The 12,106-nt window shown below is 37.1% G+C and carries 15 protein-coding genes and 1 tRNA gene; 2 read left to right on the plus strand and 14 right to left on the minus strand.

All coding sequences use genetic code 11. The annotated features are described in order from the left end of the window. The first annotated feature begins 29 nt into the window (after positions 1 to 29). Positions 30 to 464, plus strand: coding sequence for a VOC family protein (locus JSS34_02350; protein ID MBS0185183.1), 435 nt, complete (start codon positions 30 to 32; stop codon positions 462 to 464). 18 nt (positions 465 to 482) lie between these two features. On the opposite strand, the gene rfbD is transcribed toward JSS34_02350, so the two are convergent. The 11 genes from rfbD to JSS34_02405 all read right to left on the minus strand — a co-directional run bounded on the left by rfbD (position 483) and on the right by JSS34_02405 (position 8,967). Then, entirely contained in the window at positions 483 to 1,388 is a 906-nt protein-coding gene (rfbD, locus tag JSS34_02355; GenBank protein MBS0185184.1) for a dTDP-4-dehydrorhamnose reductase, read from the minus strand. A 21-nt stretch (positions 1,389 to 1,409) separates the two neighbouring features. Further along, a tRNA-Ser gene (locus JSS34_02360) sits at positions 1,410 to 1,500 on the minus strand. A gap of 118 nt (positions 1,501 to 1,618) precedes the next feature. Beyond that, positions 1,619 to 2,104, minus strand: a complete 486-nt coding sequence (locus tag JSS34_02365; protein ID MBS0185185.1) for an OmpA family protein — start codon at positions 2,102 to 2,104, stop codon at positions 1,619 to 1,621. A 278-nt stretch (positions 2,105 to 2,382) separates the two neighbouring features. Continuing rightward, positions 2,383 to 3,744, minus strand: a complete 1,362-nt coding sequence (gene tolB, locus JSS34_02370; protein ID MBS0185186.1) for a Tol-Pal system protein TolB — start codon at positions 3,742 to 3,744, stop codon at positions 2,383 to 2,385. Beyond that, on the minus strand, positions 3,745 to 4,674 hold the full coding sequence (locus JSS34_02375) for an energy transducer TonB (protein MBS0185187.1): 930 nt from the start codon (positions 4,672 to 4,674) through the stop codon (positions 3,745 to 3,747). Between the two features lie 4 nt (positions 4,675 to 4,678). Further along, the gene (tolR, locus tag JSS34_02380; GenBank protein ID MBS0185188.1) at positions 4,679 to 5,170 is read right to left on the minus strand and encodes a protein TolR; all 492 of its coding nucleotides are present in this window, start codon (positions 5,168 to 5,170) and stop codon (positions 4,679 to 4,681) included. A 3-nt stretch (positions 5,171 to 5,173) separates the two neighbouring features. Further along, positions 5,174 to 5,974, minus strand: a complete 801-nt coding sequence (gene tolQ / locus JSS34_02385) for a protein TolQ (GenBank protein MBS0185189.1) — start codon at positions 5,972 to 5,974, stop codon at positions 5,174 to 5,176. A 75-nt stretch (positions 5,975 to 6,049) separates the two neighbouring features. Next, positions 6,050 to 6,523: a YbgC/FadM family acyl-CoA thioesterase gene (locus tag JSS34_02390; GenBank protein MBS0185190.1), complete on the minus strand. Its 474-nt coding sequence runs from the start codon at positions 6,521 to 6,523 to the stop codon at positions 6,050 to 6,052. 253 nt (positions 6,524 to 6,776) lie between these two features. Next, positions 6,777 to 7,322 (minus strand): HAD-IIIA family hydrolase, encoded by a 546-nt coding sequence (locus JSS34_02395; protein MBS0185191.1) that lies wholly within the window; start codon positions 7,320 to 7,322, stop codon positions 6,777 to 6,779. Positions 7,323 to 7,376: 54 nt separating this feature from the next. Next, complete coding sequence (locus JSS34_02400) at positions 7,377 to 8,276, minus strand: hypothetical protein (protein ID MBS0185192.1); 900 nt, start codon at positions 8,274 to 8,276, stop codon at positions 7,377 to 7,379. After that, positions 8,266 to 8,967 carry an ATP-binding cassette domain-containing protein gene (locus JSS34_02405; protein MBS0185193.1) on the minus strand — a complete coding sequence of 234 codons (702 nt, stop codon included), beginning with the start codon at positions 8,965 to 8,967 and terminating at the stop codon, positions 8,266 to 8,268. Before JSS34_02405 ends, JSS34_02400 begins: the two co-directional genes overlap by 11 nt. A 443-nt stretch (positions 8,968 to 9,410) precedes the next feature. On the opposite strand from JSS34_02405, the gene JSS34_02410 reads away from it, so the two are divergent. Further along, positions 9,411 to 10,190 (plus strand): zinc-ribbon domain-containing protein, encoded by a 780-nt coding sequence (locus JSS34_02410; GenBank protein MBS0185194.1) that lies wholly within the window; start codon positions 9,411 to 9,413, stop codon positions 10,188 to 10,190. A 24-nt stretch (positions 10,191 to 10,214) separates the two neighbouring features. On the opposite strand, the gene JSS34_02415 is transcribed toward JSS34_02410, so the two are convergent. The 3 genes from JSS34_02415 to JSS34_02425 are packed head-to-tail and all read right to left on the minus strand — an operon-like array spanning position 10,215 to position 12,093. After that, a complete protein-coding gene (locus JSS34_02415) occupies positions 10,215 to 11,015 on the minus strand; it encodes a hypothetical protein (GenBank protein ID MBS0185195.1) in 801 nt (266 codons plus the stop codon). Between the two features lie 48 nt (positions 11,016 to 11,063). Beyond that, positions 11,064 to 11,423, minus strand: coding sequence for a DUF167 domain-containing protein (locus tag JSS34_02420; GenBank protein MBS0185196.1), 360 nt, complete (start codon positions 11,421 to 11,423; stop codon positions 11,064 to 11,066). Positions 11,424 to 11,475: 52 nt separating this feature from the next. Beyond that, a complete protein-coding gene (locus tag JSS34_02425) occupies positions 11,476 to 12,093 on the minus strand; it encodes a hypothetical protein (protein MBS0185197.1) in 618 nt (205 codons plus the stop codon). Positions 12,094 to 12,106 lie beyond the last annotated feature (13 nt).

The raw sequence follows: 12,106 nt of genomic DNA on the forward strand, positions 1-12,106 counted from the left end.
GCTTCCATTTGCAGAACATCATACTTGTTATTTTAATTTATGGAAATAGTATTACTTTAGCTGTCCAAAACGTTGATCAGTCTTTTAAGTTTTATAAAGAGATTTTAGGTCTTATTCCCCTTGTTAAATGGGAAAAAGGCGCCTATTTCTTAGTCGGAGAAAAATCTGATCAAGAAGGCTCTGCCTTTTGGTTTTGCTTGAATGGAGATGAAAAACGCATGCCTTCTCCTTGCTATACACATTATGCCTTTACAGTTTCTGAGATTGATTTTGAAAATATGGCTCAGAAAATTAAGGCTTCAGGTGCTCAAATTTTTAAAGACAATACGTCTCCTGGGCAGTCTTTATATTTTCTAGACCCAGATGGTCATAAACTTGAAATCCACACACAAAATTGGAAAAGCCGTATTTCTTCAAAAAAAGAAGATCTTGGAAATTGGAAAGATGTTGTATGGTTTGTGTAGACGTGATTTTTAAGAAGTTTAATTTTTTTGAAAAAGATACTTTATGACGTCTTTAACAGCACCTTTCCATTCTTTTTGAGAAATTCCAAAAGTATTTTTTATCTTTTGGCAATTAAGAGCGGCATAAAGAGGTCTGTCAGCAACGCCGTCGGTGAGGCTCTGATACTCTTTTGAACTGATGGGCTGAAGGCGTAGTTGTGTCTTTTGTCGTAGTGCGATTTCCTCCAAAATAAAGCAGGCAAAGTCATACCACGTTGTTTCTTCTTTCCCGCATAAATGGAATGTTCCAAAAGGAAAAGATTCTGGATTATTAAAATAGGACAGAAGGACGCATTGGACTGCGTCCACGATATCTCCAGCAAATGTAGGACAGCCTATTTGATCATTGACAATGGTAAGGGTACGATCCTGAAAACTCCAATCCCACATTTTTTTGACAAAATTATGTCCATAATGGCTAAAGATCCAGGAACTTCGAATTAAAAAATAAGGACATTTAATGCTTTCTAAGATGAGTTCTCCCATATATTTACTTCGTCCATAGACATTCAGAGGGTTTTTAAGATCAGTTTCTTCATAAGGGGTCCTTTTAAAACCATCAAAAACGTAGTCTGTTGAAAAGTGAACAAGAAGAGTTTCCTGTGCTTTACAAATCTGGGCAAGAGAAAGAAGAGAAAGACCATTCGTTTCTATAGCCTGCTCCGGAAACTTTTCACATTGGTCGACGGGCATAAAGACTGCGGTATTAAGAACGGCTTGAAAAGGGCCCTTTTCTGAAAAAAGACGATGAAGCGCATCTCGGTCATTCAAATCAAGTTCGGCATGGGTAAGCGCCGTGATTTTGTAATCGTTTGGCCAAAGAGATTTTGATAAAATGGATCCAAGCTGACCGCCTGCTCCTAAAATGAGAATGTGTTTTATCATGGGTATTTTCAGTCTAATGCATGGAGGAGGAAGTGGGATTCGAACCCACGGTACCTTTTAAAGGCACAACGGTTTTCGAGACCGCCCCATTCGACCGCTCTGGCATTCCTCCTCATAAGAGTCTTAGAGACATATCTTTGTATGTGTTGAAACCTAAATGATAATGAAGGATTGTTCAACAAAAAAAGCCGGAAGAATAACTTCCGGCTTTTAAAGCGTATCGAAAATTCTTAGTTAAGTGTAACAACAGCGGCGCGATCTTGTGCAAAAGCGGCTTCTGTGGAACCCTCAGCGAGCATGATGGATTTTCCATAGCTAATTGTTGCAATGCGGCTTTCATCAACACCTGCATTAACAAGAGCAGATTTAAGCGTATTTGCACGACGCATTCCAAGACCAAGGTTGTATTCTTCTGTTCCACGTGGGTCACAATATCCAGAAATTGTAATGGTTACGTTAGGATATTTTTGAAGCCAACTAGCTTGACGTTCTGCTGTTTGTTCACCTTCAGGCATGAGATCAAAACGATCGAAACCAAAGAAGACGCGATCACCAGCTGTTACAGCGAGATCTTCTTGGCTGCCTAACGCAAAACCACTAGCATCTAAGCCTTGACCGGCTTGTAAAGAACTATCATCAGTCGTTGTAGGTACTGTATCGCACGCTGCAATTGTGAGTGCAACACAAGACAAAAGAGCTAAATCTCTAATGCGCATTTGTAGGTTCCCCCTTTTCATTCCTTTAAACATTTTGATCTTTCAACATAATTTTCTTTTGGTTATTTTTATGAGAAGAATTTCTTTATCTTTTAATCTCTAAGAGATTAAAAACGCATATTCCTCTTATAAAAAACATCCTTAAGACTATTTAACCATGTATAAGGATCAGTTGCAAACTTTAAAATACCTTTACATGCTCCTTTTTTAGGACAAGAAGATTGTCACTAGCTCGGTTCATTAAAGGTGTCTTACTCATGCAATCAATAAACTTTCTCTCAATGATAATCAAGAGGGGACCATGCTCCAGCTGATGCATCTTGGGGCGTCGGAAGCATATATTCATATTTTCCGGTGATATCAATGGCGTAAAGTCGGCTTGTTCCTCCTCGGCCTTTTCGATCTGTGGGTGTTTGACGGGTGTAAAGTATGAGTCGTCCATTCGGGCACCAGGTAGGTCCTTCGACGATAAACCCTTGTGATATAAGCCTTTCGCCTGATCCATCTGGACGCATTACACCAATGCACAATTTTGTTTTTGTTATTTTTGTAAAGGCAATTAAATCACCCCGAGGGGACCAAACAGGTGTTGCATAAATGCCATCTCCAAAGCTAATTCGATGCGGATTTGATCCATCTTTATTCATAACATAAAGTTCTCGTTTTCCTCCTCGATCCGAGTTAAAGACAATTTGAGATCCATCTGGAGAATAACACGGAGATGTATCAATGGCTGGTGAATTCGTCAGACGTTTAACCGCATGTGTTTTTAAGTCTTGGACATAAAGAGAAGAATATCCGCCTTGTGTTTGACTGAATATAAGATGAGAGCCATCTGGAGAAAACCGAGGTGCGAATGTCATTCCTTTAAATTTACCCACTGGGGATTTTTGATTTGTTTTGAGATTCATTAAATAAACTTGAGCTTCAATGGATTTTTTCTGACCTGTGTATCCCATATAAGCAATTTGAGGATCAATGGGTGAAAAACGAGGTGTTAGGACGAGATTTTGACCATTCGAAAGGAATTTATGGTTGGCACCATCTTGATCCATAATAGCTAACCGGCGTGTGTTCTTTTTCGTATTAGGAGCAGATTCTGCAATGTAGACAATTTGAGTGTCAAAATAACCCGTATCTCCCGTAATGCGTTTATAAACAGCATTAGAAATTCTATGGGCAAGACGTCTGAGGTCAGAAAGATCTCCTGTAAAGGCAATGCCTTCCAATTGTTTTTCTGAAAACACATCCCACAGCCTGAACTCAACACGCAAAAGTCGTGCTTCTTTTCGGACACGTGCTGTTACAAGAATTTGGGCATTTGTAAGACGCCAATCTCCAAAACGGGGGATTTCTCCCATTTGATGGATATTTTCAATAAAACTTGATTGTGCAAGAGGTCTAAAAAGTCCAGAAGTTTTTAAATCATTGCTTACAATTTGAGACATCTCAGCCCCAATTTCATTTTCTTCAGGACTCGCTCCTATAAAATCAGGAATAGCAATAGGGGTTGGTTCAAAGGTTCCTTGCGTAATCTCAACCACCGTTTCTGACGAAACTGGAGAAGAAAAAATTAAAAGACTAAGCCCTAAAAAAATTGTATTCAAAAGTATTTGAGAAAGTCTATATTTTTTAAACATTTAAAACATCTCCCTTGGATCAAATTTAAGAATAAAGGTTTTAAGCGATTCGTACTTATTGGGTGGTATTTTTAGAGGGTTACATTTTGGGTTTAGAACAGCTCTACGCGCAGCATCTGCAGCGGGCTTAAAAAGAGTATCGCTTTGATAGCGATTTAGATCAACTATTTTTACATCCCGTACACTTCCGTCAGGTTGAATAGAAACATTGAGTTCAACGATCATTGTTTCAGCATTTTGCATGCCACTAGGAGGAGACCAGCACTCTGCTAACTGACGTTTTAATGCATCTAATTCACTAATAGAAAGCTCATCCCCAATGATGCTCGCTTCGTTAGGTTGAGCCTTCTCAGCCTTATCACCGATATTTGGTTGCCTCTCTTTCTTTTTATCATCAAGATTTTCTAAAGCTTTTTCAATATCATTAAAGAAGGAATCTTCTTTCTTTTTAACTTGTTTCTTCTCTTTTTTTTCTTCTTTTTTAGAAGATTTTTCCTTTTCTTCCTTTTTAAGAGGCTTTGGTTTTTCAGGAGGAGCAGGAAGGTTGGGTTGTTTTTTAACTTCTGGAGTTATTTTCTCTGGTTTTTTTTCAGGCTCTGGAAGAGGTGCAGGTTCAGGAGAAGGAAGAGGATCAATCACTGGTTCAGGGATAATCTCCGGTACAGGTTCAGAAACAGGCATTGGTTCAGGTTCAGGGATCGGATCTGGTTCAGGAAGCGGGTCAGGTTTAACTGGTGAAAGAGGTTTTGTGGGCTCATCTTCAGACTTTTTAGGAGGAGGAGCCACGCTCAGCTCAGAAATATTAATAATTTCAATAGGGATTGGTTTAGGAAGTTCTGGAAGGGGGGGCTTCCAAGCAGGAATTCCAAAAATAAGGAGAGCTAAACAAAAAAGATGAAGAAGCCCTGAAAGAACAAAACCTAATCCCATCCTTTTAACCTTTCACATCTTTTTTTGAAGAAAAACGGGAATTTGGAAGGTTTTTAGATGGTGTTTGAGGGGCCTCTGTCAAAAGGGCCACTTTTGTAAAGCCTGCTGCACCAATGAGCCCCATAACACGAATGATTTCTCCATAACTTAAAGCTTTGTCACCCTTTACGTAAATGCGTGCCTCTTTATTATTTTGGGTCACAGCAATAAGTCGAGCTGTAAGGGTCTCAAGAGGGGTCTCCGTCTCTTGTATAAAGACCACTCCCTTTTCATTAATAACAATCGTGAGAGGTTCCACAGATTCTGTAAGAGAAGATATTGCTGCTTTTGGAAGATCAACAGCAATACCAGTTGTTAAAAGAGGAGCAGTAACCATAAAGATAACAAGAAGCACAAGCATAACGTCAACCATGGGCGTAACATTGATTTCACTCATGGGAGAAAAAGAGCGTCGAGATCTTCTATGTTGAGAAGAAGAGGGAAGTTTAAAAGCCATTTTTTATGCATTCTCCTCAAGTTGACGGGAAATTATGGCTCCAAATTCTTGAGAAAATGACTCAAGTCGGTTGCCGTAGCGATTAATGTCATTGGAAAGTTTGTTATAAGCAACAACGGCTGGAATAGCTGCGATAAGACCTAATGCTGTTGTAAAAAGAGCTTCGGCAATGCCAGGCGCAACAACAGCCAAATTCGTATTATTTGAGGCCGCAATTGCTTGAAAGCTCACCATAATCCCCCAGACTGTTCCAAAAAGACCAAGAAAAGGTGAGACAGATCCCGTAGAAGCCAAGACTCCCATTTGGTTTTCAAGATCTTCCAACTCACGCGAGACACTAACATGCATAATACGTTCAATGCGTTCTTGCAGGGTTGCTTTAAATTCTTGTGTTTTATCAACGCCTCGAGAAAGACTGCGACGCCATTCACGCATGGCTGCTGAAAAAATATTTTCAAGGGGTGTTTGAGGTTTTGTCCCAACGCGATCATATAAATCGTCTAAGGACCCCCCAGACCAAAACATATCTTCAAAAAGAGTAGCCTGGCGATTTAAGTATTTTAATTTTATATATTTTGAAAAAATAATGGCCCATGACCAAAAAGAAATGCCAACAAGAAGGAGCATTACAATTTTCACAGCAAAGTCTGCATGCATAACAAGGCCCCAAATCGAAAAATCAAAGGAGGTTTCTGTGCCTTGAAGAGGGATACTTGTGAGAGATTCTACAGGAGGGGCAAGAGGAACAGGTTCAGATACACCAGGAAAAGAAGTTGTTGAGGCAGGAAGAGGTTGTTGGGGCATCTAAGATCTCCTTTTTAAGATTTGAGTTAAGGTGACAGAAAAGTTAAAACCAATGTTAGTCTGAAGAAAAACTTTCTATGGGTCCTCTTTTAAAAAAGGTTTTAGAGCCGATATGATTATATGAGGAATTTTCGTAGGGCTCTCTCTATTTTTAACGCAGGCGAGGGTAATATGCAATTGGGCAATTAAAACATTTTCTTTAAAGATTTCTTGTAAAAGAAAGAGCCGAACTTTTGTCATCTTCTTAAAAGTTGTTTGAACTTCGAGAAGATCACCAAAAATTGCAGGTTTTAAAAAAGTAATGGCACATTCATGGACAACAAAAAAGCATCCATGTGTGTCTTTTTGCATCATATCAGCATGATAAATTCCTAAAAGATTTAAAAATTCTGTGCGCGCGCGTTCAGCAAAATTGAGGTAATTTGCATGATAAACGACACCTCCGGAGTCTGTGTCTGCTAAATACACAGATGTCCAGTAATGGTGCTGCTTTTTATCTTCCGAGAGCATCCCGGAAAAAGAAGGTGCTTTTAAGAAGGATGCACTCATTTTTCATTCAATTTACGATTGGGCCTTTCAGGAACCTATCATCTCTTTTTCAAAAGATTTTTGCAAGAATTTTAAGAAAACATTAAAAAATTAATACAAGAGATTAGGTGTTATATGTATCATGACAATGAGGGCCTTGCATGGTTAAGAGAAAAAAGAAAAAGTGAATATTAGAAATTTCAAATTTCTTAAAAGGATAAAAAGACGATAGGGTAAATAGAAAGTAAGTCTTTTGAGGAAGGTACTCTTAAAATCATTTTTTCAATAAATATTTAACAGCCGCCTCGAGATCGGCATGAACGATAACGGGCAAATATTCAATAGGTATTCCCTTCTTCTCAACCTCTTTTCCATGCCCTGTTCGGACAAGATGTCGAGGGCACCCCGCCTTAAAAGCAGCTTCAAGATCTGTTAGAGAATCTCCAATAAACGGTGTATCTTGTGCCTCAGCTTTGAAAAAATCAAGGGCTTCATGAATCATACCAGGATTTGGTTTGCGGCGGTGTGTGGGGGCGTAGGGGGCATCTGGACAGAAGAATATTTTATCGATCGAAGCATTTTCTTTTTTTAAGAGTAAGAAAAGATGCTCATGAATTTGATCGAGATCTTGAAGAGTTAAGCTTCCTTGGCCGACGATAGATTGGTTGGTTATAATTGCAACTTTAATTTGAGCTTTATTAAGACAAGCAATGGCGTTTCCTGCGCCTTTAATAAGCTTCATCTCAGAAGGCGACATAACATATGATTTTCCAGGAGAAACATTAATAACACCATCTCTATCTAAAAGAACAAGTTTCATGTGTGAGGGAAATTCTCCATTTCAAAATTTATAATAGAGATTAAAAGAAAGCTTTTAAGCATGGTCCAGTTTCTTAAGGAGTCTTTTGATGCTTAGACGGGCTGAAAAAATCATGAAAGACCCCATGAGAACGGGCACAAGAAAGCCTAAAAAAAGATCCCATGAAAAATGCATTATAAAAACAGGGAAAGAAAACATTTCATGGCCTTGAAATAAAAAGAAAGCAAGAAAAGCTGTTAAAAATAAGAGGACATAGGCCGTTATAGCTCCTTTTATAGCCATGATGCGTGCATGAGATTGAAACTCTTTTGCAATAATGACATCACTTGCTCCTAAAAGAGAAAGAATATCAATAATATTTTTATGAATTAAAAGGCTTGTTCGTGTTGCAAAAGAGAGTGTTAAAAAAGCGGTGAAAAAGAAAGCGCTCATAAGTGTCAAAAGAAAAATTTCTAAAGACAGTCCCAATATGAAGATTTTTGAAAAGTGTGTTTGATGATTTATAATACGAATAAGTGGAAAAATTCTTTTCAAAGAATTTTCAAGAAGAGGTGCGTTAAAAGTGTCAGGATGTTTTTCAATTTCAATAAGAGTTGGAAGAGGAAGATTTTTTAAAAGGATTTGTTGATCTTTAAGCCAAGGAGAGAGAAGCTTTTGTCCGTCAGAAGGAGAAACAACAGATATATGAACGACGCCTGGTGTTTTTTGAACAACCTCTTTAATTTTTTGGATTAATGTGGATATATCATTGGAAGGGTTTGTGCTTGTAAAAAGAGAATGTGTCGGGACTTCAAGCGTAATATGTGTACGAAGATCATGCCGCCAGGATCCAAAAAAATGGAATCCAACAATAAATAAAAATGCGGCAAGGCTTGCTAAGTACATCATCAGCCCAACTGTCCAAGGGACATAACGGGCAGCCGGATTCTTGGTGATTGGAAGATCAGAGGCCATTCAGATTCTCTTGTGCTGAAGGTAAAATTAAAGATATTTTATGCCGATCTAAATAGAGTTGAGGATAAGAAAATTCTTGAGCAAGAAGTTGATTATGAGTTGCGACTAAAACAGTTGTTCCATTTTTATTTAACTCTTCAAATAAATAAATAAGTTTCATGCCTGTTTGATCATCGACGTTTCCCGTAGGTTCGTCCGCTAAAAGAACTTTCGGTTGTGTAATAACGGCACGTGCAATTGCAATACGTTGCTTTTGACCTCCAGAAAGGGTTGAAGGATAGGCTTCATAAAATCTTTCAAGGCCCACCCATTTTAAAAGTTCAAGTGCCTGGAGACGGCATTTTTCAAAAGAAACACCTTGTAATCTTAAAGGAAGAACAACATTTTCAAGCGCAGTTAAATGATCTAAAAGGCGGAAATCTTGAAAAACAAAACTAATTTGACTTCGAAAGAAAGGGATCTCAGAGCGTTTTACAGAACTTACATCATATCCCAGAAGGCGAATATGTCCTTTGGTTGGACGCATAGAAAGATGAATAAGATTAAGAAGGGAAGATTTTCCCGATCCACTTGCTCCTGTTAAAAAATGAAATGTTCCTTCTAGAAGACGAAAAGAAATGTTCTCAAAAACAGAAATATCTCCTGGGAAATTGAGACTTACCTGATCAAACTGAATAATTTCTTTTTGCATTTCATTAAGGCATGAACGAGGTTGAAAAATAACTTCTCCTGAGGGAAGTTTTTTTGGAAAACAAATAAACTTTTAAGTATTTTCATTAAACCTGGAGAAAGGGGTTGAGTCAAGGAGCGATGAAACAATTTTAAAACTATCTTTAGAAAATTTGAAGAAAAGGTTTTATATTTTTTCAAATTTTAAAAAGCGACATTTTTGTCAAAGGTGTATGCATAAATATGTTTTTCAAAATAAAAAACAAATGCTTTACAAAGTAAAATTTTTATTCCAATCTATAAAAAATGTTTTTAAAAGATAAAAATGAGTTTTAAGGCCTTTAAAAAAAAGAAAAAAAAGGTCTTTTGAATGTAGGTATGTATTGTCGGATCATTTATAAACATTTATAATATAATGAAAAATGATCTTTGGGGCAGTCTCCGTAAGCGAATAGGTTGGTTTTTATGATTATATCTTGTCATGAATGTTTAAAGCGTTACCTTATTGACCCCGTTTCTTTAGGATTAAAAGGTCGTGTTGTTCGATGTTCATCGTGTGGTCATTCATGGCATCAAAACCCTCCAGAAGATATGCCAAAAATACTAGAACCTACATCTTCTTCATTCAAATCGACATCAGATTTACAGGAAAATGTCCATCTTTCAGCTTCCTTTTCAGAAACAATGACGGCTCAACCTCAAAGCTTTGAGCAAACATCCTATGAACCTTTAACAACAAGAATATCTCCCACCTCTTCAAAAAGCACTTTTTCAAGGTTTTTTTTAGGTCTTCTCTTGGGACTCGTGGTTCTTGGATTTCTTTCTTTTTTGTATTTTGGACGTTTTTATATTGTTAAAATTTGGCCGTCATCTACAGAAATTTATGAAACGTTTGGCATTAAAACAAATTCTCTTGCTCAATTTCTTGAACTTGAGGATGTTAGTTGGACACCTGGTGTGGATGAAAACCAAAATCCAATTTTTATCTTAAAGGGATATATTTTAAATACTTCTCATAAAGCTCTTGCAATTCCCCCTCTAACAATTGCCTTTGTTTCGAATGTACCTGAAGAAAAAAACAGTCAAAAAAAATGTTCTCAAGAAGGATGTATTATTGATCGGTGGATTGCACATACATCCTCAGACCGCATTCTTCCAGGAGAAATTTATCCCTTTCAAATTACGTTAAATAAAAAAATTCCTCAAAACGCAACAAATCTTTATGTCGAATTTATAAGACCATAAGATTCTAATTTTTTAAGGGGGGGGTTAATATCGAGTTTTTACAAATTGACCAAAAAAATCCGACTCTCCCAGAGCAAGTGTAAAAGGACGCTGTGTCAAAAGATCTTCATGAATAGCTTTAATCTTTAAAGAAGTTACACGTGCTAATGTAAGATGTGGACGATAAAGATTCTCAGGCAAGTTAAGAGGCACAGTTTTATATTGCTTTAAAAGAGACATAATGTGACTTTGGAAATTAAGAAGAGAAGCTTCGCAAAGAACAGAAAGCTCTGCCCACCAAAAGGGCGTGTTTTTTTCCTTTTGAAAGCTGATGCCCGTGAAATTAACACTGGGCCAGGCTTTTATTTTTTTTACATCTTTTAAAATGCCTTCAAGAGCTCCATCTTCAGCATAGAATTGACAAAGAGTGATATGAGGAAGACTTTCATCCCCTAAGATATAATTTTTATAGTTTTTTGAAAAAAGCTTTTGGGCTTCTTGGATATAAGGGGCTTTTTCAAGAGCTAAAAGGGCAATATTATAGCGCTTTAAGACACGATGGAGACACGTTAAGAAGCGAAGTTGTAAGTTAGGGAGAGAAGTTGCTTGGAGTGCAATAAGACAAGCTGCTTCATGTATGTCTTCTCCAAATTGTGAAGGAATAGGCCATCCATACAAATTTAAGAAATTGTCTAATAGAAGTGCATTTTCTTCATGACATTTTTGTAAAAGAACAAGAGAGGATGTTTTTTTAAAAGATTCCAAGGATTGTAAGTCAGAGAAGATGCTTTTTTCTCGAGCGATTGCATCAAGTAGGGTTTGTGAAGAAAACGAAACGGATGCCATGAAAGTTCCTATATTTATTTAAAAAAAGGCACAGGAAAGAGGCTGCTTTTAATTTTCAATAAAGACTTCTAAAAGCCATTTTTTAAGGTGTTGTTCAAGTTTTTCGGGATCTCCTTTTATGAGGAGTACTTTTTGACGAGAGATTTCTCCATTAAGAAGATGAAGATTTGTTTTTGGGACTTTCCAAGTGCGGGATAAAAGTTTTAGAAGAGCAGCATTAGCACGGCCTTTTTCAGGAGAATCTTTAAGGGAAATTTTTAAGATTTTTTCTTGAAAAAGGCCAGAAGAGGAAGGGCCATCGTCTTGGATAGATTCAATTTTAGAAACTTTGGAACAAGGTGTTACCTTTAATCGAAGTGTGACACCTTGTGTTGTTTTTTTAAAAAGAGAAGAAAAAGAAGACGTCATAACATAAATCTTATAAAGATTTTTAGTCTCCCTTTTTTCTCAAAAATTTAAATTATTTTAACTCAGACGTTACAATTGTTCCATCTGGGTTTTCTGGAAGATGTGTTAAAAGAAGTGAATATTCGGAATGTTTCAAGAAATTTGCATAAAATTCAATATAACGATCCAGAAGAACAAAAAATCCTAAGACATCTTTAGGTGCAATCATTTTAAAATCATCAATTGGAACATCAAAAAGCTCGGCATCTAAGCTCAAATCATTATCTTCTTCGAAATCTTCTTCATCAAACTCACGATCATCTTCTTCTGCATATTCATTTTCATCTTCATCTTCATCTTCGTCTTCATCCTCATCTTCAAAATCGTCTTCAAAGTCATCTTCTTCGGACGATTTGCGAATAGAAAGCTGAGCTAAGAGCTCGATTTCATCTGTGGTTTCCCAACTTTCTGGATCTATAAGACGACAATCAATGCTCTTACAAAGAGTCTTAACGCGCTTTTGAAAATCAGGTTTTTTCCATTGATTTATATCATCTTGTGCTTCATCTATAAGCGTTAAAAAAGTATCCCAGCCTTCTTCGCGTTTAGATATTTTATCTCCAACAAGGCTATGTGTTTTTTCCATAAAAGCAATAAATTCTTCAAATTCTAACTCTTCTTCATTCTTCATAATATTTCCTCAT

The sequence above is a fragment of the Pseudomonadota bacterium genome, from assembly GCA_018242545.1.
GTDB lineage: Bacteria > Pseudomonadota > Alphaproteobacteria > 16-39-46 > 16-39-46 > 16-39-46.

Coding starts and splice junctions, on each gene's coding strand:
- rfbD (MBS0185184.1), bottom strand. CDS start 1,388: ATGATAAAACACATTCTCATTTTAGGAGCAGGCGGTCAGCTTGGATCC.
- JSS34_02365 (MBS0185185.1), bottom strand. CDS start 2,104: ATGCGCATTAGAGATTTAGCTCTTTTGTCTTGTGTTGCACTCACAATT.
- tolB (MBS0185186.1), bottom strand. CDS start 3,744: ATGTTTAAAAAATATAGACTTTCTCAAATACTTTTGAATACAATTTTT.
- JSS34_02375 (MBS0185187.1), bottom strand. CDS start 4,674: ATGGGATTAGGTTTTGTTCTTTCAGGGCTTCTTCATCTTTTTTGTTTA.
- tolR (MBS0185188.1), bottom strand. CDS start 5,170: ATGGCTTTTAAACTTCCCTCTTCTTCTCAACATAGAAGATCTCGACGC.
- tolQ (MBS0185189.1), bottom strand. CDS start 5,974: ATGCCCCAACAACCTCTTCCTGCCTCAACAACTTCTTTTCCTGGTGTA.
- JSS34_02390 (MBS0185190.1), bottom strand. CDS start 6,523: ATGAGTGCATCCTTCTTAAAAGCACCTTCTTTTTCCGGGATGCTCTCG.
- JSS34_02395 (MBS0185191.1), bottom strand. CDS start 7,322: ATGAAACTTGTTCTTTTAGATAGAGATGGTGTTATTAATGTTTCTCCT.
- JSS34_02400 (MBS0185192.1), bottom strand. CDS start 8,276: ATGGCCTCTGATCTTCCAATCACCAAGAATCCGGCTGCCCGTTATGTC.
- JSS34_02405 (MBS0185193.1), bottom strand. CDS start 8,967: ATGCAAAAAGAAATTATTCAGTTTGATCAGGTAAGTCTCAATTTCCCA.
- JSS34_02410 (MBS0185194.1), top strand. CDS start 9,411: ATGATTATATCTTGTCATGAATGTTTAAAGCGTTACCTTATTGACCCC.
- JSS34_02415 (MBS0185195.1), bottom strand. CDS start 11,015: ATGGCATCCGTTTCGTTTTCTTCACAAACCCTACTTGATGCAATCGCT.
- JSS34_02420 (MBS0185196.1), bottom strand. CDS start 11,423: ATGACGTCTTCTTTTTCTTCTCTTTTTAAAAAAACAACACAAGGTGTC.
- JSS34_02425 (MBS0185197.1), bottom strand. CDS start 12,093: ATGAAGAATGAAGAAGAGTTAGAATTTGAAGAATTTATTGCTTTTATG.